Annotated in this window: 13 protein-coding genes and 3 pseudogenes; 6 read left to right on the top strand and 10 right to left on the bottom strand. The window is 41.5% G+C overall.

The genetic code is table 11. The features are described from left to right. From ACM0OX_RS23880 to ACM0OX_RS23865, 4 genes and pseudogenes are all read right to left on the bottom strand, one after another. Positions 1 to 584: pseudogene (locus ACM0OX_RS23880) on the bottom strand (ISLre2 family transposase); the annotation flags it as partial. A gap of 306 nt (positions 585 to 890) precedes the next feature. Further along, entirely contained in the window at positions 891 to 1,637 is a 747-nt protein-coding gene (locus ACM0OX_RS23875) for a DevA family ABC transporter ATP-binding protein (RefSeq protein WP_414517456.1), read from the bottom strand. Between the two features lie 9 nt (positions 1,638 to 1,646). Next, positions 1,647 to 2,849: an ABC transporter permease DevC gene (devC, locus tag ACM0OX_RS23870; RefSeq protein WP_414517457.1), complete on the bottom strand. Its 1,203-nt coding sequence runs from the start codon at positions 2,847 to 2,849 to the stop codon at positions 1,647 to 1,649. 10 nt (positions 2,850 to 2,859) lie between these two features. Beyond that, complete coding sequence (locus tag ACM0OX_RS23865; RefSeq protein ID WP_414517455.1) at positions 2,860 to 4,047, bottom strand: ABC exporter membrane fusion protein; 1,188 nt, start codon at positions 4,045 to 4,047, stop codon at positions 2,860 to 2,862. A gap of 97 nt (positions 4,048 to 4,144) precedes the next feature. Here ACM0OX_RS23865 and ACM0OX_RS23860 point away from each other — a divergent pair, with 97 nt between their 5' ends. Continuing rightward, the gene (locus ACM0OX_RS23860) at positions 4,145 to 4,690 is read left to right on the top strand and encodes a PadR family transcriptional regulator (protein WP_414517454.1); all 546 of its coding nucleotides are present in this window, start codon (positions 4,145 to 4,147) and stop codon (positions 4,688 to 4,690) included. 46 nt (positions 4,691 to 4,736) lie between these two features. Here ACM0OX_RS23860 and ACM0OX_RS23855 read toward each other — a convergent pair. The 6 genes and pseudogenes from ACM0OX_RS23855 to ACM0OX_RS23830 form a co-directional block, all read right to left on the bottom strand. Then, positions 4,737 to 4,847, bottom strand: a pseudogene (locus ACM0OX_RS23855) (IS1 family transposase); the annotation flags it as partial. A 113-nt stretch (positions 4,848 to 4,960) separates the two neighbouring features. Further along, positions 4,961 to 5,704 carry a GntR family transcriptional regulator gene (locus tag ACM0OX_RS23850; protein ID WP_414517458.1) on the bottom strand — a complete coding sequence of 248 codons (744 nt, stop codon included), beginning with the start codon at positions 5,702 to 5,704 and terminating at the stop codon, positions 4,961 to 4,963. A 9-nt stretch (positions 5,705 to 5,713) separates the two neighbouring features. Further along, positions 5,714 to 5,947 (bottom strand): annotated as a pseudogene (locus ACM0OX_RS23845) (GntR family transcriptional regulator); the annotation flags it as partial. A 69-nt stretch (positions 5,948 to 6,016) separates the two neighbouring features. Continuing rightward, positions 6,017 to 6,409, bottom strand: coding sequence for a hypothetical protein (locus tag ACM0OX_RS23840; RefSeq protein WP_414517453.1), 393 nt, complete (start codon positions 6,407 to 6,409; stop codon positions 6,017 to 6,019). Positions 6,410 to 7,047: 638 nt separating this feature from the next. After that, a complete protein-coding gene (locus tag ACM0OX_RS23835) occupies positions 7,048 to 7,758 on the bottom strand; it encodes a hypothetical protein (RefSeq protein WP_414517452.1) in 711 nt (236 codons plus the stop codon). After that, complete coding sequence (locus ACM0OX_RS23830; RefSeq protein ID WP_414517451.1) at positions 7,755 to 8,864, bottom strand: NmrA family NAD(P)-binding protein; 1,110 nt, start codon at positions 8,862 to 8,864, stop codon at positions 7,755 to 7,757. Before ACM0OX_RS23830 ends, ACM0OX_RS23835 begins: the two co-directional genes overlap by 4 nt. Before the next feature lie 494 nt (positions 8,865 to 9,358). On the opposite strand from ACM0OX_RS23830, the gene ACM0OX_RS23825 reads away from it, so the two are divergent. From ACM0OX_RS23825 to ACM0OX_RS23805, 5 genes are all read left to right on the top strand, one after another. Continuing rightward, positions 9,359 to 9,937, top strand: coding sequence for a TetR/AcrR family transcriptional regulator (locus ACM0OX_RS23825; RefSeq protein WP_414517450.1), 579 nt, complete (start codon positions 9,359 to 9,361; stop codon positions 9,935 to 9,937). A gap of 1,408 nt (positions 9,938 to 11,345) precedes the next feature. Continuing rightward, positions 11,346 to 11,858, top strand: a complete 513-nt coding sequence (locus ACM0OX_RS23820; RefSeq protein WP_414517449.1) for a helix-turn-helix domain-containing protein — start codon at positions 11,346 to 11,348, stop codon at positions 11,856 to 11,858. Positions 11,859 to 12,362: 504 nt separating this feature from the next. Then, positions 12,363 to 19,358: an SDR family NAD(P)-dependent oxidoreductase gene (locus ACM0OX_RS23815; RefSeq protein WP_414517448.1), complete on the top strand. Its 6,996-nt coding sequence runs from the start codon at positions 12,363 to 12,365 to the stop codon at positions 19,356 to 19,358. 62 nt (positions 19,359 to 19,420) lie between these two features. Continuing rightward, entirely contained in the window at positions 19,421 to 21,256 is a 1,836-nt protein-coding gene (locus ACM0OX_RS23810) for an NAD(P)/FAD-dependent oxidoreductase (RefSeq protein ID WP_414517447.1), read from the top strand. Positions 21,257 to 21,622: 366 nt separating this feature from the next. Continuing rightward, positions 21,623 to 22,990 (top strand): aldehyde dehydrogenase, encoded by a 1,368-nt coding sequence (locus tag ACM0OX_RS23805; RefSeq protein ID WP_414517446.1) that lies wholly within the window; start codon positions 21,623 to 21,625, stop codon positions 22,988 to 22,990. Positions 22,991 to 23,046: the final 56 nt, after the last annotated feature.

Genomic DNA, 23,046 nt, shown 5'->3' with positions numbered 1-23,046 from the left:
AAAATCAAATAATTGATAAGTCGCATCGGGAGATTTCAATTTCTTTAAAAGAGGGAGACTAATATTAATTCCCCAATCACCCAGGATTGTATGTGCGGCTTCAAAAGAACTAGCTATGGCACCATATTTTGTAATATCTGACCAAACTAATGGGGTCAAACCTTCTGACATTCCTAACCATTTTAGCAAGGGACAGAATCCAACATTAGTAGATTTATTCTTCGCTTTCTTTTCTCTTTTTTGAACAACGTATGGTAATTTAAGATTTACTACAACATTACCTACTGTTAATATTTCCCTCTTCGTATAACCGTGTCTTTGTGTGTCGGTATGCCACCATCAAGAGAGTTTGATTAATTGCTGTTTGATGAGCCGACTCTGATTGAGAAAGCTTATGCAATAATATGGCGATACATTGACCCGCTAAAACTAAGGCAGCCTGTCTAATTTTTTCTTCTCTTTCTTTAACTATTTTTCCAGACCATTCCTCGATATTTTTCAAATCTAAAAGGTTAGTCACATCAAGATTGAAAATCTGATAATGAATCGGCAAAATTTAAATTTGCAGATATATTTTTTTCCATAAAGGTAGATACTTCCTATTTCAAAACTATTCCTGAAAGGAAATTTTACCTTTTTTTCTAGTAGCAACAATGTACAGAAACTTCGTTTTTGGTAGCAGGTTGTATCTTCTAAGCAATATTGCTGCAACTTTTGTATAAAATACTAAATATATACATAAGAGTTTATTAGCGATCGCTCTCCAGGTGGGGTCATCTCACAAAATCGCATTGCTCCCCTCAATTAGGTTTTCAAGGTTCTGTTCCTTGGCGTTCTCACCCTAAGTTATGTATTGGCTTAGGAACGAGTCACACATGCGTTTGCCCTGCCTAATGCACGAGTGTGGCCACGTCGGAACGATCAACTAAACGACCGTCTTCCATGTAAATAATCCGATCGGCGATATCCAGAATGCGGTTGTCGTGAGTGACTAACAAAATTGTACAGCCCTGTTCCTTTGCCAAACTTTGGAGAATTTCTACTATATCTCGTCCGGATTGTTTGTCTAATGCGGCCGTTGGTTCATCTGCAAGGATCAGTTTAGGTTGTCCAACTAAAGCCCGTGCGATCGCTACGCGTTGTTTTTGTCCACCAGACAAATCGCTAGGATAGTACTGAATGCGTTGCTCTAGCCCAACTGATGTCAGAATGTGTTTGATCCGAGTATCGGCTTCTTCTGCTGTAATATCGTGCATTTCTAAAGCCATTTCCACATTTTGATAGGCACTCAAAAAGCCTAATAGGTTATGTGCTTGAAAGATGTAACCTATATGGCGACGAAGCAGAGTCATCTGTTCTTTGTCAGCGTTCAGCAATTCATGTCCCAGAACTTTGAGACTCCCTTCTTGGGCGGAACGCAGACTACCCATTAATGTCAGCAATGTAGTTTTTCCAGAACCCGATGGGCCTGTCAAAATTACGATTTCACCGCGCTCAATTTGCAAATTGACATCAAATAATACCTGTTTGCGAAGAGAACCATGACCAAAGTAGTGATTAAGATTAGAAATTGAAATGGCTGATTCTGGGAAAGAATGTTCGCTTAAAACTGTCTTAAGTGAAAGTAATTCGGTCATTATCAACTCCTAAAAAATATCAGCAGGATCTGCTGTCTGTAACTTACGCACTGCTATGCCGGCAGAAAACGAACACATGATTGTTGTCAAAATGAGAACGAATACTACCCGTCCTATATTCATTGCCATTGGTAACAGGGTCGCAATATAAGTAATTTGATAAATTGTTAAAGCAATAAAGATGCCAGGAATAAAGCCTAATATTGCTAGAATGAGTGACTCTTGAAATACAACAACTAGTAAGTATTTATCGTTAAATCCTATAGCCTTGAGGGTAGCGTATTCTGGTAAATGCTCAGTGACATCGCTGTAGAGAATTTGATAAACAATGACGGCTCCAACGATAAAGGCAATGACCACTCCTAAATCAAAGGTATAGCCGATTGGTGTACTGGCATTCCAGAAAGCAACTTCAGCTTTGGCGTAATCTTCTCTGGTTAAAACTTTGACATCATCGGGTAAGCGCGATCGCAAATCTACCAAAACTTTTTGGACATCAGCACCAGGCTTAAGCTTAATTAACCCGATATCAATTAATCCTGATTGGCGGGATCTCGCCATGCGTAAGAAGTTGATATCGCTAGTTACTAAATAAGAATTTATACCAAAGGTGGGACTAAGTTTAAATAATCCCCGAACGCGAATTTGCCGTTGATTTATCTCGGTGGAAATTTGCTCACCTGCTTGAAAGTTTTGTCCAATCGGCCCAAACTCATGACGGGAACTTTCATTAAACAGAGCTGTATCCGGTGTTCTCAGTTGTTTACGGTAGGCTTCTACACCGGGTAAGTTCATTACCTGATGTTCTGGATTAATACCGATCGCAAAAATATTCCAGGTTTCTTTGTTGTAAGGATTGCGCCACTGAATAAAATCAAGATAAATTGGACTTACCGATTGCACTCCATCTACTCCTAGTGACTGATATAATCGTCTTTCCGTAAAGCGATCTAGGGAAATGAGCGAGCGATAGCGGCCACTCAGCATCACGATTTCGCCATTCAAACTATGGTGAAATTCTACTGCACTGCTAAACAACGCTCCTCTAAAACCCAATTGCAGAAACATCAGCACATTGGCAAAACTAATCCCCGCAATGGCAACCATCAAGCGCGATGGCTCTTTCCGCAACTGCAACCACGATAGAAAAAGTGGTTTTTTCTTTTTCTTGGCTTTATTAGATTCAGGCCGATCGTGGATAATTGTCGTCATCATGCCCCCTTTAAGATTGGACATTAATTTCCATTTGAACGCTTAAATTCGTTAAACCAGAAACCTTGCGGCTAGATTTTGGATCTAAATGTATTTTCACTTCCACAACTCGCGCATCAAATTGCGCTGCTGGATCGGTGTTTAACACATCCTTTTTACCGACTTCTAGCCCAACTTCAAACACCTTGCCGTATAACACATCTGCAAAGGCATTGTTCTTACTGGTGATCGTTGCAGATTGACCAACCCGGACTTGGCTAATATCTAGTTCATAGATTTCTGCTACCGCAACCATTTTTTGAGTCTGTCCCAGGCTAATGATGCCTTTATTACCTACTAGTTCTCCTGGTCGGGTGTGAATTTTCAAAACTTGCCCATTTTGGGGCGATCGCACAACTGCCAAATCCAGTTCTGCCTTGGCTCTAGCTACCCCAGCCTCTGCTTGGGCTACTTGCGCTCGCGCTACTTCTACATCCACCGGACGCACTTCAGCAATTTGGTTTAGTGTCGCCTTCGCTTCTGTAATCTGCTTTCGCCGTGACAGAATAATCTTGTTCAAAGCAGCACGGGCTTCGTTTAAGCTATCCCTAACAGTATCTGCCTTTAATTGCTTAGTATCACGCAAGGAAGCAGAGACAGCCCCCTCTATGTAAAGTTGCTGATAGCGTCGAGCTTCCAGTTCCCCATTCTCTAATTCTGCTTTCACACGAGCGATCGTCGCTTCTTGCGCTGCTGTTTCCGTGACCAACTCCGCTTGTAGCCGATCCACTACCTGTTCCTGCGCTTGAATTTGCCCCGACTTTGCACCAGCTTCAACCTGCTTTAAAAGAGTTTGAGCAACCACAACTTGCTGTTGTGCTTCTTGCAGGGCTGCTTGACGACGGGTATATGTATCTAGGATGGCAATTATCTGCCCCTTACGAATTAATTGACCGTGATTCACTTTCAGGGTATCTACTCTCGCACCATCAATGGATGTAGGCGCAAAAACATTCACAACTTCACCATCTGGCTCCAATCGTCCTAGAGCTGAAACTGTTCTGATAGTAGGTTTAGTAGCCGATACTATTTGCTGAGATGGACGACTTGTAATTTTGTGATAAACAACTACAGCCGCTATCACCATAACAAAGCCAGCAATGATAACGGTAATCCGACGCGGATGGCGCAACTTTATCCCTATTTCAGGAGCCACCATAATTAATAACCAGCGATTGAATTAAAGTTTTTGTATTCAAGTATTTGAATACAAAAACATGATAAACTTAAATTGTTGATTACGTCAAGTCTTTTTTATGGCTCTCAAGCACGCGATTCTAGCTTTTCTTTCCCGCCAACCTCTGAGTGGCTATGAAGTTGCCAAAGAATTTGATGAAGGCTTTGGGAGTTGTTTTTGGAAGGTTAGCCAACAGCAAGTCTATGCCGAACTAGGCAAACTGGAGCAACAGAACAATGTTACCTATGAAGCGATTCCGCAACCGGGACGGCTGGATAAGAAAATCTACTCCATAACCACACAAGGGCAGAAAGAACTAACTAACTGGTTAATGAAACCTACTGAACCAACCACAATCCGCGAAGACTTGGGTGTAATAGGACTTGCTGGGCATCTTATTGATCCAGAAGTGATTGTGCAAGAAATTGAACGACGGCGACAACTCCATTTTGAAAAAGGGCATCAGATACAAAAACTTGACGAACAGTTTGTCCAGAACTTAGAATCTTTGTCACCGAAGGATCTCTATATGCATCTGATTATTCGCCGTGCAATTCGCTATCAACAAGATTGGGTGGCATGGTGTGACGAAGCCCTTCAGTTAATTACTGGTCTTTCAAAGTAGAAGTAATTCGGCAGGGGGTAGTAGTAAATATGTAGTGATAATAAATTTAGGCACTCCGGTAAAAATTATAATAATGAATAAAATACCAAATAGCGCCAATATGGTTTTCTAGCTCTTTAGAGAAGGATAAAGTCTTTTGAACCAAAGGATAAATTCTTTAGTGCATTACATATTTACCATTACCATTGTAAAAAAAAATGACTCATTAACCAAGATACTATGGCCTTTGTAAGTTTTAGCAACACAAAGTTTGAAAACAGATAATTTAGCTTACGCTTTAATATTGGTTGCAACTAAGCGAGTTTTTAAAACAGATGCACTAGCTCTGTTAATAATAAATTTAAAACTCACAACTTTTTCAGGTTGAGCAGTGACTTCACGGATATAATCATACGCAGATTGAGAAGCACAAATCAGGTCAGCATGATTTAATAAATTAAAATCCAGTTGAATATTTTCAAGACCTAATGGCTGCAAAGACAAGTGAGAAATTCCACATTTTTCTAGCATCTGCTTCATATTTTTGCCCTCACCCAATTTTTGACCAATAACTAATACCTGCTTGCCAGGAGTTAAAGTTGAAATCCGTGTTAAAACCTGCAAATCTGGCTCAAAATTTACTCCTATTACTTTCTGTTTTGAAGCAGTTAGTTCAATCATATTCCATGCATACTGTGTATTTGTAATCACTAAATCGCAGGTATGCAATTCTCTCAAAGCTACTGCTTGACGAGTTTGCAAATCTTCTAAATATATTAATGATACAGAATTACTGATTTCTGCTTGGACAGACTGCAAATATAAATCAGCCTCAGATTGAAGAGATTCTACAAATCCTAGCTTCAAGGGAACAACTTGTTTACGCTCATTTGAACTTACAGCCACAGCATAAGCAGTCAATCCAAAATCAAATGGGCTTAACTCCATCTGATCTGCTATCAAAAAAGCTTGTTCTAGTACTTGATAGAGAGAGTCACGACCAATAGACTTTTGCACTAATTCACTTTCAGCCACAAAAGTTCCTCTGCCTCGTTTAGCTACTAGATACCCAGTTTCAATGAGTTCAGAATATACTAAGGCAATAGTGTTGTGATTGATGTTTAAGTATTCTGCTAGTTGAATAACTGTTGGCAAGCTATCTCCGGGTTTTAGATATTGTGTCTCAACCAACAGCTTAATCTGTCCAGAAACCTGAGAGGTAATTGGGAAAGGAGCATGGGTATCAATAGTAATAGGTAGTACTTTTGAAAGAGACATTAAACTAAATCAAATTACAAACTATAGCTATTCAACTTCAATTTAATTTTACCTTAATCTGATCTAATTTTACTGAAGCAACTTTTTCGTAAATACATTTATTTTTTTCCCTTCTTGGTAAATAACTTCAATTTCATTCACGCTTCCTACTAATTCCAATAGAGCATTATGAATGCATAATATCCACCTTCTGCGTCGTTTCAAATAAGAAAACAGTTGATAACTGGGACAATCAATCCTGAGAAAACTATTTTGATCCCATAAGTATAAATTAATACTACATGTTTTAAGGTTTTCTCTTGTTGAATTGTCTAAGTAAGCTAATATCTGCTGATTAAATGGAGATGATAAACTGCTAGTTCGTTCTAACTTTAGCAGTGCTAACTCTAACTCATCTTTTGCATTGTGCTTACTTACAATTTGCTGAATATGTATTTTAGGATCAAGTAGTTCTACTATCACACCTTGCCTCCTGATGTCTTGTTTTTAGCACTATTTTTTGAAGAAAAGGTAAATAAGCACTAGAAAATATAACTACGTTAGGACTTATCTAACTTAGGCTGATCTTAAATTTGGCATTATAAAACTTTTGTAATTGCTCAACTCCCTTTACAGAAGGTAAAGATAGAGGTTAGCTGAAGGAATGGAAAAATCTGACCTTAAGCAACTATTGAACAAGGCGAAACAACCCTTGATAGTGGAGCTGTGGAAAGAAATCGAAAATTTCACAAGTCTTTGAGCTAGATATATATTAGGATTTACGCACGAGTAACGGAAAACGTAGACGCATTAGCGTTCGCGCAGCGTCTCGTAGAGAAGCGGTAGCGACGTTCGCGTAGCGTCTCTAAGAGTTGGAGCGTTAGCGGCTTGCCACAGGCTATCACAGAGGGCGCAGAGGTCACGGAGGAATGAGAGTTTAGAGGGTTTTTGCGTAAGTCCTACTATATATCAGAAGGAGCGATCGCTAATTTATTTGAGACAGTCAAAACTCGTTTAGATAACCTCAAAATTAATTTGTTCAGACAAAACAGGTGCGTTTAGTTAACGGTCAAAATCAAATTGATACAGGTGACACTGTTTTTGCGGCAACTATGAAAAAGTTAGAGAATACCTACCTGCTTTGTACCGATTTTTGCAACATAACCAGGCTTTCTAGGTAAGGAGCGCAAGAAGATGATGTGAAGATACATCGCAAAGGGAGCCAGCAAGCCGGGAAGGAACGTAAATGGAAAAATGCCAATTCCTAAATTGGGAATTTCCGTTTTGATGATGCCAGTGAACGTCAGCAAAGACCTGATTATGACGTTCGTAAGCAATACGATTCCCATGATACTCCATAATCTCACGACAGAATCATTGATCCGTCTACTTGTATAAAGCCAAGCAACAAGAGGAGCAGACAGTCCAACGAAAATGTCAAAGTTTGATCCCTCGAATGTTAGCATTAGTGGAACAAGTCTGTTCTGGTAGAGTTCGTACAAGGCGATCTCAACGAACACTCTGAAACCTTGCAAGCCAATAAGCAACCATGCTGGAATCTTAGATGCAAACTCTTTAACACCCGGATATCGCACCAAGAATATAGCCAATAGAACCACCGGAATGAGCAGGAGTACAGGCCCAGGCGGGATTATCGAGGCGATGATTCCTTTGTACCCAAGAGTTCCCGCGTAAAGAAGCCAGGATATAAAGATTGCAATCAACGTTATTCGTACACGACCTTCGAGATAACGGGAAAAGATTCCAATGATGACGATTGCGATTAATCCGGAAAGGAGCAGGAAAAGATTAGAGAGCAATTCTATGCTCATACGCGTGCTTCGTAGATGTCATTTATGCCTTGAAAGCCAAACTTAGCAGCTCCACCCTTTAAACTATGCTCATTGCCCCAAACTTCGGAGTCGGTAGCAAATGTTGGATAAGCGGGCAATGGATACCGTTGTTCTTGCTCGTAGCGATCTAGATCGTAACCAGGTGTGAAGCCGATACGCATGAAATCAACTAAAGCACGAAGCTTATTTTCCATACTCATACGGGCTTTTGGCAAAGCGGCATAACGGCGGGCGATGGTTTCAAAATCCTCCGGCTGTTGGCCTGTGACATCATAAACGTCGTTTGTTGGAGCACCCATTTCAAAAGCCCCACGCTTGTGATCTTCAATGTAGTAGCGGAAGCCGCTCAGTTCAAAAGCACTCACACCTTCGGCTCGCGCAGCCTTTAAAAACATCGACATCGGCATGTCTATGGGAACAACCTTCCGCTTTAGCACTCGGCTCAAGATTTTAGTCATATCCTTCACCGAAAGGAGTGCAGGCCCGGTTGGACGATAAGTTTTACCGGCATGCTTTGCAGGATCGATCAATGCAGAAACAGCGACGCGTGCTATATCCTCATTTGAAGGCGGCGCATTGCGGCTGTTACCGGTCAGGTTAGGTAATATACCAAAATGAGCAGCAAAATTGATTAGGCGCAAATAGTTATCAGCAAAGTATCCTGGATTGACAATGGTGTGGGTTACACCTGGAATCATAGAGAACAGCTGGTCAATGAGCCAGTGTTGCCGTGTTAACAATGAAGGATGCGAGGGGCTTGCGAGCCATTGACTAAGGCCAACAATGGCTTCTAGTCTTGCCTTCTGAGCGGAAACTACAAAGGCGGCCGCGCTTTGGATCATATACGAGTTAAAAGGTGGACAGTAATAAGCACGAGAGGTTCCCTGCATGGCTCTAAAGAGCTGTTCTGGATCGAACAAATCTGCGGCGACCACCTCTACCCCATCTTTTTTCAATCTTTCGCTGCGCGCATCCAGTGTGCGGACAACGGCACGCACTGGCCAACCTAGCTTAACAAGCTCGGAAACAACAGCGCTTCCTGTTTTCCCAGTAGCGCCAGTTACAAGAATAATCGGTTTAGTCATAAGTTAGTTCCACATGAGATAAGTGATCTGACAGAAACATTTACACATTAGGTTCTAGACTGGATAAGCATTTCAGGTCTAATTTTGTGTAATTAGTTTTGCCTCATTGGTTATATGATGCTCATCATACTATAAAAATATTATGAAAGCAAGAAGAAATAACATAAAGCTGAATATCACTGACGAAAGCTGCATCGAGCAACCAGTCTAGCTGTGAAAACTGAACGAGGCTGTTGCAGGTAGCAACGCATTTGCAACGCCCAAATCTTTTTGGAACCACATAACCTTCCAATACTTTTCGGTTAAGGGGCAAAGGGTAAGGGGGAAAGGTTGGAATTCACCTTTCCCCCTTACCCTTTAACCTTTTCCCAGACCAAAAGAGAGATTGTTAGGCTTATCTGAAAAGTATTGCATAACCTTCTTGCCTGATCATCTAGCTATTTTTGGAACACAATTGTATTATATGATGACCATCATTTACTCATAGTGAACCTATGCGCTATAAAGACGAACACAAAATAGAAACCCATCAGAGGATCGTTGAATCCGCGTCGAAAGAATTTCGGACTCATGGATTTGAGAAAGTCGGAATTGCCAAGCTTATGGGCGCGTTAGACCTAACGCATGGTGGATTTTATGCACACTTTGCCGACAAGGAGGAGCTGATTGCGGAGTCGTTTGCGTTGGCACTGGATCAAAGTTTGGATGCCATGCTAGTTGCCCTGGAAGCAGGCGGTTTCCCAGCCCTGCTTGACTTTTATTTGAGCGAGAATCACTTAGATCACCCAGCATTGGGATGTCCCCTTCCTGCACTCTCCGCCGAAGTAGCGCGACGCTCCCCATCAACGCGAAAAGCTTTCACAGAAAAATTGTCTGAGGTCTTCGATGCTATTGCCGAAAATCTGTTTGAGACAACCTATTCGCAGAAACGAGCAAAGGTCAGCTTCATGTTCGCGGCCATGGCTGGAGCGGTGTCACTTGCACGAGCGAGTACAGATCCAAGCCTAAGCAAGACTATCCTTGAATCCACCCGCGAGTACCTGCTGAATCTTGTTAAGGAAGAACTCAGCTAACATCTGCGCTTAATACTGGTGAATTTAAGGCAATCTTACACAAGAATAAAGCAGTTAGAAGGAACAAGTTAGGAGTATAAATTAAAACTTAAGTTGTGGGTTTAAAGCCCACTTCAAAGAAATATTTATTTCGAGAAACGTAGTCCGATGAAATAATTACGTCCTTATGTGTCAACTCACGTTTTTAAACGTGGGTGTTTTTTCCATATTTCTTCTTGCTTCTGACTTCGTAAATTGCGAGAAATCCGGCATAAATATAATTCACTGGGCTTTTGAAAATTTCGTGAGTATTGTGATGGTAAAGCTTTGTTTAAAATTTGAAAAAATAATACATTCATATCTAATTAAATTCACTGTGTTCTTCTCTTTTTATGTTGCTTTCAAAGCTGTAACCAATTTTCTTAGAATTATTGATAAGTTACAAATTTTACCAGCTTATACTGTTTTAATGGTATTTTAATACCTTTATATTAGTATAAACAAATGAAAAGCACGAATTCATGTTTAGTATGAAGCAAATAACACTAGGTCTAAGGTATCTCAAAAGCTTATTTTGTAGTGCAGACTAGCTAAACTAATATGATTCCATCTACATACTATAGTCATAGCCAACGTAAAGGCTTTGATTGTTTTTGGAGGTGTCACTTCATAGATTCGCAAAAATATCGCTGTAAAAATATTTTTGAAATTTGCATAATTTACTGTTCAAACTCAGATAGATATGCATAGTAAGTAAGTCTGCAAAATAGAACCAAACTATGTAAATAAAGATGTAGCAAGGTTAAAACCCTGTTCCATCCTGCCTTCTGTTTTATCTGAACGAAAAATATCTACGTCCCAGAGTGACAGAAGCTGTTCATGAGCGATCGCCCACTATGGATGAAAGAAACCATTATGTTTTCTTAGAAGAGGGTTAATTAATTTAAGTTGACCAAAAAAAATCAATCTATGTGACAAAATGTAAAATCAGCAAATAGCTTATAAATCAGTAATCACTGAGTTTTTAGAAAACTAAACACAAGTAGATAGGTACAATCAAATTAATATATGTTTAGTTTTGTAAAAACTCTGAAAGAAGGAATTAGTCAAGTATGTGCCGAATTTACATTTTGTTATATACTCGTAAATTTTCTCGCCCACTTACTTGCATGAATTTTATCGTGCCGACCTACTTTGATCTGAAATCCTTATCTACTCTAAAATCTCATGTGTCAATATTTTTATAGTTTCTTGACCAACTTCTCTAAATACTGAAAACTCAGTCCTAGAAAAATGTTGAGCTTATTTGCATTAATCCTGGCTGAAAATAACTGTCGTTGTACCCATAGTACCCAAATTGAAGCTTGGAGGATTTAGAATTGTAGGTCGCTACAGTTAGGGATTGAAAAAATAAATATTAGGAGATAGAATGATTAATATTTTCATAATTGATGAATATCAGGAAACCAAAAATATTTTAATCAAATCCTTGGTGGCAGGAGGATTTGATGTTACTAGCATAGAAAATGGTTTTATTAGTATTAAATTAGTACATGACAAATTTCCTACTACTGTAAGTAGTAAATTAAATATCCAAAACTCAATATTTCCATCTATTCCTCGACTGCATAAAGTCTTTGAATTCATTGAATTAAATTATCATCAAAAGATTAGTCTCAAAGAAGTAGCTCAAGCAGTCGGTTATTCCTCAGCTTACTTAACCGACTTAGTGCGGCATATGACTACAAAAACGGTCAATGATTGGATTGTCGAGCGTCGGATAGTGCAAGCAAGCATCTTACTTTTAGAAACTAACGACTCCGTTGAAAAAATTGCTTTAAAAGTAGGATATCAAAACATAAATCATTTCTATTGTCAGTTTCGCTATTACTATAAGAATACTCCTTGTGCTTGGAGGAAAATGCAGCTTTCTAAAGTTTAGAGGGTGTATCCCAGTTTTTATTTAGAACAATGAAGATATCTGCTCTAAATGATTCAGGCGCTTCTGTTCTATACCACTTAATTTATCAGATTACGGTGGACTTTTTTGACGAATGCTCTCCTACACCCCTAAACGGTTACAAAAAATATGATCAATACCTAAAAATAATTAATTATTACTTCTGTAAAATTCTAAAAATAGTTAATTATCAATCTAATTAGAAAATAATAGTATTGGTATTAATAAAGAACGGAAGGGGTAGCAAAAAAGCTAAACCAACATTGAATAAATAAGGTAACAAGGAATGCATTTAATTAATGTCATATCTACTTTAAAGCTTAAGATGGTTTTCGCTTCAGCAGGCTAGTACCGCAAGGCGGAAGTCAAAAGTCAAAAGTCAAAAGTATTATGGAATAAGCTTTTTAGGGCTTTTCAATGGTCTGCTTATTTACGCCGCGTTGTACTAGTTAATATTTTCCGAACAAATTTAAAGCAACTACAGATATGCACAGCACAGCATCTCACCCTAGTGGAATTGCAGTCGTTGGAATGGGTTGTTGGTATCCTGGCGCAAATGATTTACAACAACTTTGGGAAAACATAGTAGCCAAGCGACAACAGTTTCGGCGATCGCCAGATCAGCGCTTACCTCTTGGCGACTATTACGATCCAGATCCAGCAGCGCCAGACAAAACCTACGGTAACCGTATGGCCGTTATCGATGGTTTTGAGTTTGACTGGGTTAAGTGGCGCATTCCTAAAACTGTAGTAGATTCCGCAGACATTGCTCAATGGTTAGCTTTGGAAGTTGCAATCAAAGCCGCAGAGAATGCCGGATACAAACGTACAACCATTCCGACTGAGCGGACTGGTGTGTTGCTTGGCAACACCCTGACAGGAGAATTTTCTCGCTCTACTAATATGCGAATGCGCTGGCCCTATGTCCGGCGGGCCTTAATTGCCACAGCGCAAGCACAAAAACTTCCCACACAAGTTATAAACTCCCTAGTAGAGACAATGGAGGTTTATTACAAGTCTGTATTCTCGCCAATTACAGAAGACACACTTGCAGGTAATCTTTCCAATACGATCGCAGGCAGAGTTTGCAACTTTTTTAACTTTCACGGTGGCGGTTACACAGTTGATGGAGCTTGTTCTTCTTCCTTAATTGCTGTGGCTAATGCTGCTACTGCTTTAACGAATGGCGACTTAGACCTCGCTTTTGCTGGTGGTGTAGATATTAGTCTAGACACCTTTGAACTGATTGGGTTTGCCAAGACTGGTGCTTTGACTAGTACAGATATGAAAGTTTATGACCGCCGAGCCAGTGGCTTCATCCCTGGTGAAGGATGCGGTTTTGTAGTTCTCAAGCGCTTAGAAGAAGCGCGTGCGGATGGCAACTATATCTATGCAGTATTAAATGGCTGGGGCATATCATCTGATGGCAAAGGTGGCATTACAGCACCTAACCGTGAAGGACAAGCTGGGGCTTTGCGCCGTGCTTACGAAAGAGCTGGTTACAGTCCACATACCCTCGATTTTATTGAAGGACACGGAACTGGGACAGTAGTAGGCGATCGCACAGAATTAGAAGGGATTGCCTTAGCCATGAATGCTTATGGCGAACCAAATCCCCGCTCCTGCGGGATCACTTCCTTTAAATCCTTAGTTGGTCACACCAAAGCCGCAGCCGGCATCGGCGCTTTCATTAAATCAGTTATGGCTGTCAACCGTCGAGTTGTACCACCAGTAGCTGATTGTCAAGAACCTAATGCCGTATTTGAGGGTTCTGCCCGTTCTCTTTATCCCATTTTGCAAGGAGAAGTCCGTCCTCAAACAAATATTCTCCGGGCTGGTGTGTCTGCTATGGGATTTGGGGGTATTAATTGCCATGTGACCCTTGAATCTGGCGATGCTCCAGCCGAGAGATTGCAACCATCTATTGAAGAACGGTCTTTACTAGTTTCTCACCAGGATACAGAGATTTTTGTACTGGGTGCTGAATCTATTCCGGCTTTAATCGATCAAACCAAGACTTTGAGCAGTCAAGTAGAAGGTTTGAGTATTGCTGAATTGGTTGACCTGGCTGCATACCTGACCCGCAACCTCAAACCCCAACTACCTATTCGGGCAGCTGTCATCGCTGGTAAGCCTGAAGAGCTAGTTAAACATCTCAGTCTCCTAGAAAAATTATTGCGTGAAACGCCCCCTGCTCAAGGAGAATTTGCTGTTAGCCCGCAAAAAGAAGTGTGGGTGGGGAATAAAGTCCGGCAAAATCGAGTTGGTTTTCTGTTCCCCGGACAGGGTTCGCAGAAATTGAATATGGCTCGTTTGCTTGTAGAGCGCTATTCCTGGGCTAGAGAACTCGTAGAGCAAGCAGATAGCTGGTTGCGTGCAGCTGGCTTTTCGGGTGTGCAAGACTCTATATTTTTGCCCTTAGACCGTGCCGTCAATCAAGAACAAGTTGAAGAGTGGTCAACAGCACTAGCGCAAACACAAATTGCCCAACCAGCAATTTCTCTGACCTCGTTGCTTTGGCTACGCTATCTCAAACATCTGGGAATCGAACCTGTTGCTGTGGGTGGTCATAGCTTGGGAGAACTAATTGCTTTTTACGGAGCCGGAGCCTTTGACGAAAAATCCCTTCTTTCTATAGCTGCAATTCGCGGACAGGCAATGTCTGCAACTGTGGAAGGTGAAACTGAAGGTGCAATGGCAAGTCTCGCTTGCTCTCAAGAGGTAGCAGAGAATATTCTTCAGCAAGTCAGTGGCTACGTCGTCCTGGCTAATATCAACACTCCGCAGCAGATGGTGATCTCCGGTGAATTGGCCAGTGTTGAGCAAGCGATCGCCCTAGCTCAAGCAGCAGAAATTCGCACCCGTCGGCTGTCAGTTTCTAATGCTTTCCATTCTCAATTAGTTGCAACCGCAGCTGAACATCTGAGACAGCAAGAACTCATCCCGGATCGATTAGAAAAAATTAACGTACCTCTATTTTCCAGTGTAGACGGTCAGCAAATCGAGCCAGGGCTACCGTTGCGTGACCACTTTGCCAATCAGATCCTGGCACAGGTGGATTTTATTTCGCTGGTGAAGACACTCTCACAAAACTGCGATTTACTCGTGGAAGTCGGGCCAGGGAAAGTCCTTTCTGGTCTAGTAAGTGATATTACTGGTTCCAATGGCATATCTTGCCTACCTGTTGAGTCAAAGCCTGGAGTGCAGCGAGATTTAAATGTCATGCTCGCTGCCATATTTGTCCGTGGTAGTGAAATTAAATGGGAAGCTCTTTACGAAAATCGTCTGATTCGTCCTTTTGTACCAGCATCAGAACGAGTGTTCATTGAAAATCCCCTAGAGCGAACATTCCAAATATCTACAGAGCAAATACCTCCTGCTTCGGCAGTGTCTTATGCTGCCCTGCATCCAATGCCTAATGAACAAAACCAAGTTCCTTGGGAAATGTTATCAAATTACATTTCTCAACGGGGAAGGTTTTTGACAGAGGTCATCCGAGCAGACTTGCAAAGTTTGCCCCATTCTCCCAACGGCACCAACGGTAACGGCTCTGCTACTTCCAATGGCTCCAATGGTTCCTCAAAGAATGGTTTTTCTACTCCCGGTAATGGCTCCAATGGCTCCTCAAAGAATGGTTTTTCTACCCCCAGCAATGGCACTTCTAACTTAGTAAACGGTTCCTCAAAGTCAATTTCTCACATCTCTCAACCAGAAATACCTCAGATTGCTCCCACACCTAGTCTTTCTACTAATGGCAAGAGAAACGTTAGTGTTGAAAGCTTTCTTGTGGACTTTATTGTTAAACAAACAGGTTTTCCTCAAGAGAGCGTCACACCAGAAATTAGACTGCTAGATGACCTCAACCTCGATTCGATTAAAGCCGGGGAAGTGATTGCTGCTGCCACACAAGAATTTGGTGTTGCAGGCAAGATTGACCCAGCATCTATGGCCAATGCCACAATCCAAGAGATTGCTGAGGCGATTGGGCTTGTGATGCCGGAAATACCTCAGATTGCTCCCACACCTAGTCTTTCTACTAATGGCAAGGGAAACGTTAGTGTTGAAAGCTTTCTTGTGAACTTTATTGTCAAACAAACAGGTTTTCCTCAAGAGAGCATCACACCAGAAATTAGACTACTAGATGACCTCAACCTCGATTCGATTAAAGCCGGGGAAGTGATTGCTGCTGCCACACAAGAATTTGGTGTTGCAGGCAAAATTGATCCAGCATCTATGGCCAATGCCACAATCCAAGAGATTGCTGAGGCGATTCAGGTTGTCATACCCCAAAGCAGTAATGGAGTTAAAGCCAATAGCAACGGCTCTCATCCAGAGGCTCGCAGCCAGACTCAACTATCAGTACAGATACCAGAGAGCGATCGCAAACCACGGGTGCGTGACTACATAGTTCAAACTGTTGCAGAGGCATCTACACCAGTTGCTTTTGGCAAGCATCCAGAGGAGAACTGGCAAACTGCCAACACCATCATTCTGTGTGAAACCAATGAAGCTCCAATAGCGGAAGCATTGTCTAAGAAACTGCGTAACCAAGGTGCTAAAGCTCAAACCTTATCTTTTACCGCAGCCCAAGCTCAGGGAGTCATTAATAGCAAAGATTTCACTCACTTTCTCGTTGTACTTCCCCAGCAACCGAGTTATGAGTCATCGCTAGATGCCCATTTACTCAGTATGATTAAGCGAGTACACAGCATTGCGACTCCACCCCCAGCCTCGCAAACAGCCCGCACCCATACAACAGTAGCGTACATTCAATTTGGTGGCGGGCATTTCGGTACACAGCCACCGCTTCCAGAGATCGATCAATGCTGTGCAATTGGTTTTGCATCTAGTTTGCATCTAGAACGCCCCGATCTCAAGGTAAGAGTCATTGATTTTTCTGCCAAGCTCAGTTTGACCAAGATCGCCAAATGCGTGATACAAGAACTTGCTACTCCTCATTTGTATCTAGCTGCGGGCTACGATGACAATCTGACTCGTTATGTTCCTCGGCCGCAAGTACAAGAACCAGTCGAGTATGAAGACCGAGGAATTACCTGGTCTTCTAAAGATGTCATCCTTGTCACTGGTGGAGCCAAGGGTATCACTGCGGAGTGTGCCTTAGCTTTGGCGAAGAAGACAGGGGTACGCATGGCCCTTGTTGGTCGTTCACCACTTCCAGACAAACATACTGTTGGTTCTGGAAATGCAGAAGTGATGCGGACTCTCGAACGCTTCAGTGCTGAAGGATTAACCTGTCTTTGCTACAGTTGTGATGTTTCCGACCCCGAATCTTTAAGGGCTGTCCTCCGGCAAATTCGTCAAGACTTGGGCGAAATTACTGGAGTCATTCATGGGGCTGCCCTAAATTGGCCGAGACTGATTGAACAAGTGTCTGTAGAAGCAGCATTTGATGAAACCAAGCCCAAGCTGAAAGGTATTCTCAATTTGTATCAGGAATTTGCCAATACACCACTGAAGTTGTTTGCTGGTTTCTCGTCAGTCATCGGTATTACCGGAATGCAGCGTAATGCTTGGTACGGTTTTTCTAATGAAGCTTTAGACCTGATTTTGCGCCGCTTCAAAGCTCAACATCCACAAACTGCTGTTGTTTCGATGGCATTTAGTGTTTGGGAAGAAGTCGGTATGGGAGCGCGGATGGGAAGCGTTCGCAGTCTGAATAAAATGGGAATCAAAGCGATTCCCAAAGATGCAGGTGTAGCCCGGTTCTTGCATCTGATTGAGAACGAGCCAGCCGATCTGCGAGTGGTAGTTGCTGCTCCGATGCAAGCTCTTTCTGCCTTTGAGACAGGTGGTTTTGATACTTGGTTCGCTGAACGGTGTTTACCGCCTCAAGAGTCAAAATTCTTAGAACGGGTGCTGTTGTGCGAACCTGGTGTGGAGATGGTTGCACGGGCACACCTGAGTCTAGAACGAGATTCTTATCTTCTAGATCACCTATATAAAGGTTCTTACCTGTTTCCCACAGTTTTCGGCTTAGAGGCTATGGCTCAAGCAGTTGCTTATGTGATGAGTAAGAATGCTTTGCCAACTCTTGACATTGCAGATATTCGCCTAGAGCGTCCAATTGTTGTCGATCCAGAAAAAGGGCTGGACATCGAAATTCATGCCGAGGTACTGGAGCGAGAGTCTAAAAATGATCCCCAGCAGGTATGCGTAACTATCAAAACAGAAAAAACTGGGTTCAATATTAACCATTTTTCTGCTATCTTTGTTCTCAGTAGCGCAAAAACTCCTGCTATCGAGTCGGTTGAACTTCCATCTACACCACTGGATATTCGACCTCAAGAGGATCTTTACAATTGGCTGCTGTTCCAAGGGCCGCGTTTCCAACGCTTACAACAAATTTACACGCTCAATTCTGACAAATGTGTATTTCGCACTCAGAGAAACTTTACTTCCTCTTCTAAGCAAGCAGGTAACTTAGACAGGTCAGAAGGGCCTTTCTTGCTCGGAGATCCTTACTACAGAGACTCGTTGCTCCAAGCTGGACAACTGTTGATCCCACAGGACAATTGCCTTCCTGTACTGATTGAGCGGATCGAAATCTACCAGCCAGACGATCAACAGAGTAATTCGTGTATTGGAATCACCGTACCTCAAGGTCAATCAGGTAAACAATTCCGCAATAATGTGCTTGTCGTAACTGAAGATGGGCAAGTTGTCGAAAGGCTGAGTGGATACGAGGCGCGGCTACTAGAACACCGTGCAGATTATCCGACAGTTGCAGAACTAGCCGATCCCCACCGCAGAGATGAAGTGCTGCTACACAAAAAAATTAGCGATCGCGCAGGTTTCTTTAAAGTTAGCACCCCAGAAGTTTCTTTAGCTTATCTGCCTGAAATGGGCATTTTATCACCCGTTGAACGTCATCTCCAAGAGTTGCCTTTGTTCTATCAGGCTCTCGGTAAACTACTTAACGGTAATGCTAACCTTGTTCCCCAGGTTGAAATTAACTGGACTGCATCTGGAAAACCGGTGGTTGATGGAGTAACTCAGAAGGGAGTGGAAGTTTCTCTTTCTCACGATCAACGTGTTTGTCTCTGTGTGGCGGGATGGGGATCTCAAGGTTGCGATATTGAACCTGTAAGCCATCGTACCCAGCAAGAGTGGAATGCATTGCTAAGTGATGCACGACAGCCATTAATGCAACAGTTGCTGCTGCGATCGGATGACTCAGGGGATTTCGCTGGTATACGGATTTGGACGGCTGTAGAAGCTCTGCGGAAAGCGACTGAGGCCAAGGACATCAGCTTCAGAATCGCTCATATCGAAGGAGACAGCGTACTGTTCCGTGATATGTCCACTGGTAGTCAACTCAAAGTCCTGACTTTCCCAGTACAGTTGACGCGAGGTTCACAAAGAATGGTTGCATTAGTTGTAAAAGATGCTCAACCTGAACAAGTAGCCATGATTCATACTTTTCACCCAGTCCCTAGTCCCCAGTCCCTTGCCATAACTTAAAGTTCATCAATTTTCACCAACAGTTATTTGACTAACCGCAACTTTTAACTACGAAAAAGCCAATGTTGACGAACAATATTCAATCTCAAACTTACGATGTTGTGATTATGGGTGCTGGAATGGCTGGAATCTGCCAAGCCCGACACCTACTGCTGAATATTCCCGACATTAAGATTGCTTTAGTCGATCCTCGTTCTGAAGAACGGGCTGACAAGGATATGAAGGTTGGTGAATCAACCGTCGAAATCTCCACTCTGATGATTTGTAAGGAGTTGGGACTTTATGATTATATGATTGAAAATCATCCACCCAAGTTTGGCTTGAATTTTCATTGGCCCAAAGACCCTGCTCAAACCGAAAACACAGATGACTATTATCATCTCTGGGCTACTCGCCAGCCGCCTCTAGCTTCTATTCTGATTCATCGCGCCAAATTTGAGCGGGATGTCCTGAAAATGAATCAGGAAATGGGGGTTGAATTTTACAACGGTCGAGTTGTAGATGTTGACTTTACCTCTGGCGATGAGCTAAATACTGTACAAGTCAAACTGGGCGATCGCCAGTTGGAACTAAAGACCAAACATGTCATTGATGCAGCTGGTCGCAAGTTCATCATCGGTCGCAAGACAGATAATTTGATTTTTGGTTCAGAAAACCTTTATGGAGTAAATAATGGTTCAGCATGGATGCGAGTCAGAAATGTCGATCGCACCATTTTCCATAGTGGTTATGACCCTGCAAATGCGACATGCAGCCATTATTATGCAACAAATCACTGGATGGGTCAGGGACATTGGGTCTGGATGATCCCGACGGATACCCAAAGCATGGAATTGTCTATTGGGCTAGTTCATCACCATGAGGTCATACCTGCTCAAAGCGTTAATACCAAAGAAAAGTTCTTTGCTTTTCTAGAGGCTAATCACAATGTTGTCTATCAATTACTCAAGAGCGGGGAGGAAGTTGATTTCCATTACCTACCAAGGCTAGCGCATAAGAGTAAGCAGATGTACTCCAGAGATAACTGGTATGTCATTGGTGATGCAGCAGCTATGTTTGATCCCTTTTACTCGATGGGGATGACAATGATGTCTTTTCAAATCGAGAACGTTACAGAAATCATCCGGGCAAAATTTGCAGGTGAGGCTGATGTCGAGAAGAAGCGGGTTGTTTACAACAACTTTGCGCTTAACATGATTGCTCGCAATAATCACCTCGTCAGCCACCATGAAAAACAACTCGGTAACGCTAGCATCATGAGTTGGCGCATATTCTTAGAGAATATGTGGTGGTTCGGGATACTGATTCCGATGTATATAGGCAAGTGGCATTTAGATTTGCCCTTCCTCCAAAAGTTTGGCAAACAAGGACGTGGTGCAGTCGTAGCCGAAACTTTGGAAGAAGCCTATAAGCTCTTTGACCAGCTAGTAGAGAAAAAGCAGAATTTGGGATTTATGTATACTCATCGTCTGGATGAATTGCCCTTTGGGTATTCCATCACTAAGGATGTTAGCAAGTACATAGGTCTGAGTAAATACGAGCCTAAACACTGCAACATCTATGCAGAGATGAGAAACACCTATTTCTTTGTTGCTTTATGGTATGTGAAGTTTTTGTGGAAGGGATTTGGTTTATCAGGTTTGTTAGCACCAAAGAATGTTAAACGAGTTTTAACTTTGCTGAAAGTATCTGTTCAGTCCTATGTAGATGAGTTGGTTTATGATTATCAAACAAGAAAAATTCCCACCAACACCGCAGTTGCGAAGCAAAGAGAAGAGTTCAAAACCTATGAAGCCCAAATTGAACTCCAGCCTTGGGAAAACCTGACAACTGTAGATGTCAATGATAATGGCAAGCAGGTGTTGATAGTTCCAGAATTAGCTGAAGTTGGTAGCTAATTTCTAATAGTCCGCCAAGTCAACAATGCTTGGTTTGTAGTGAGCTTTGAAGCACTCAAATTAAGGACTAAATTCCTTACTACAAACTTATTTACCCATCAAACAAAGTTACTGTGGTGGACTGCTAGCTTGCGATTTAACAATGTAAATAGCGTTAGGGATCGGGGATTCAGTTCCAAATACTCTACCTAGCTGAATCACCGTCCTTTTTCAACACAATTCCTTACCCAAATGAACCTTTTACTCAGAGTAAAATGTAATTAAAATATCAACCATCCCCGCAGTACTCGGATAAAAGTATCGGAGAAAAATTTTTAATTATTACCGCCAAGGTTCCATAAGATTAAATCAGGAGAACAAGGTTTTATGCTTGTACAAGAATCAGTAAGAATTAGCACTATTTTAGAAACACAAAAGCAGTTTTTTCGGACTAACAAAACTAAAAATATTGAGTTTCGGATTAAACAACTACAAAACTTAAAGCAAGCAATAAATGAGAATCAATCGAATATTTTTAAAGCTTTAAAGGCTGATTTAAATAAATCTGGTTTTGATGCTTACTTTGAATTTATTGGAATTATCAAGGAAATCGATTATGCTCTCAAGCATATTAAAAATTGGGTAAAACCGCAAAAAGTTGCTACTCCCTGGCATCAGTTTCCCGCTTCAACTCATATATATTCTGAACCTTTTGGTGTTACTTTAATTATCGGCCCTTGGAATTATCCATTTAACCTATTAATGACTCCTTTAATAGGAGCGATCGCATCTGGTAATTGTGCTGTTTTGAAGCCTTCTGAGATATCTGCTCAATCCTCCATTGTAATTGCTGAAATTATCAGTAAAACATTTGAATCTGGTTTTATTAAGGTTATTGAAGGTGGTGTAGAAGTCACTCAAGAACTTTTGACAGAGAAATTCGACCACATATTTTTTACTGGCGGTACAGAAGTTGGTAAAATTGTCATGTCGGCTGCTGCCAAACATCTAACTCCAGTTACTCTAGAACTAGGTGGCAAAAGCCCTTGTATTGTTGATGAAACTACTCATCTAGAATATACTGCTAAACGGATTGTCTGGGGAAAATTCATCAATGCTGGACAAACTTGCACTGCTCCTGATTATCTGCTTGTGCATAAAAATATTAAAGCAAGTTTGTTAAATAAGATTAAGAAATATATCAAAGAATTCTATGGTGATGTGCCATCAGACAGTCGAAATTATTCCAGAATAATTAACCAAAAACATTTTTTCAGGCTTGCTAATTTCCTAAAATATGGGACAATTATATTAGGAGGAGATACTCATCTCGAAGACCTCTACATTGCTCCCACTCTTATCGATCAGGTTTCTTGGGAAGACAAAATCATGCAGGAAGAAATTTTTGGGCCGATTCTTCCTGTGATTGAGTATACAGATATAGACGAAGCGATCGCCATTATTAACGAAAAACCTAAACCCTTAGCTCTTTACTTCTTTTCTAATAATAAACAACATCAAACTAAGGTATTGCAATCAACGGCATCAGGTGGCGTTTGTATTAATGATACAGTCATGCATTTAACTATTCCTTCCTTACCTTTTGGAGGAGTTGGTGAGAGTGGTATGGGTCGTTATCATGGTAAAGCTGGGTTTGAAAACTTTTCTTATCAAAGAAGTGTATTAAATAAATCTTTTCTCTGGGATTTGAAATGGAGATATTATCCTACTCCCAAAGGTGTGAAAAAAAGCTAGTTACAGAATAAAATCAATGGCAATCTTACACTTTTATTTTGCTAAATTACAAGTTT

Origin of the sequence: Nostoc sp. PCC 9305, assembly GCF_963920915.1 — a bacterium.
Taxonomy (GTDB): domain Bacteria; phylum Cyanobacteriota; class Cyanobacteriia; order Cyanobacteriales; family Nostocaceae; genus Nostoc.
This window is presented reverse-complemented; position numbering and strand designations above follow the sequence as displayed.

Bases quoted from the DNA above. Each gene is read 5' to 3' on its own strand.
- ACM0OX_RS23875 (WP_414517456.1), bottom strand. From the start codon at position 1,637: ATGACCGAATTACTTTCACTTAAGACAGTTTTAAGCGAACATTCTTTC.
- devC (WP_414517457.1), bottom strand. From the start codon at position 2,849: ATGACGACAATTATCCACGATCGGCCTGAATCTAATAAAGCCAAGAAA.
- ACM0OX_RS23865 (WP_414517455.1), bottom strand. From the start codon at position 4,047: ATGGTGGCTCCTGAAATAGGGATAAAGTTGCGCCATCCGCGTCGGATT.
- ACM0OX_RS23860 (WP_414517454.1), top strand. From the start codon at position 4,145: ATGGCTCTCAAGCACGCGATTCTAGCTTTTCTTTCCCGCCAACCTCTG.
- ACM0OX_RS23835 (WP_414517452.1), bottom strand. From the start codon at position 7,758: ATGAGCATAGAATTGCTCTCTAATCTTTTCCTGCTCCTTTCCGGATTA.
- ACM0OX_RS23830 (WP_414517451.1), bottom strand. From the start codon at position 8,864: ATGACTAAACCGATTATTCTTGTAACTGGCGCTACTGGGAAAACAGGA.
- ACM0OX_RS23825 (WP_414517450.1), top strand. From the start codon at position 9,359: ATGCGCTATAAAGACGAACACAAAATAGAAACCCATCAGAGGATCGTT.
- ACM0OX_RS23820 (WP_414517449.1), top strand. From the start codon at position 11,346: ATGATTAATATTTTCATAATTGATGAATATCAGGAAACCAAAAATATT.
- ACM0OX_RS23815 (WP_414517448.1), top strand. From the start codon at position 12,363: ATGCACAGCACAGCATCTCACCCTAGTGGAATTGCAGTCGTTGGAATG.
- ACM0OX_RS23810 (WP_414517447.1), top strand. From the start codon at position 19,421: ATGTTGACGAACAATATTCAATCTCAAACTTACGATGTTGTGATTATG.
- ACM0OX_RS23805 (WP_414517446.1), top strand. From the start codon at position 21,623: ATGCTTGTACAAGAATCAGTAAGAATTAGCACTATTTTAGAAACACAA.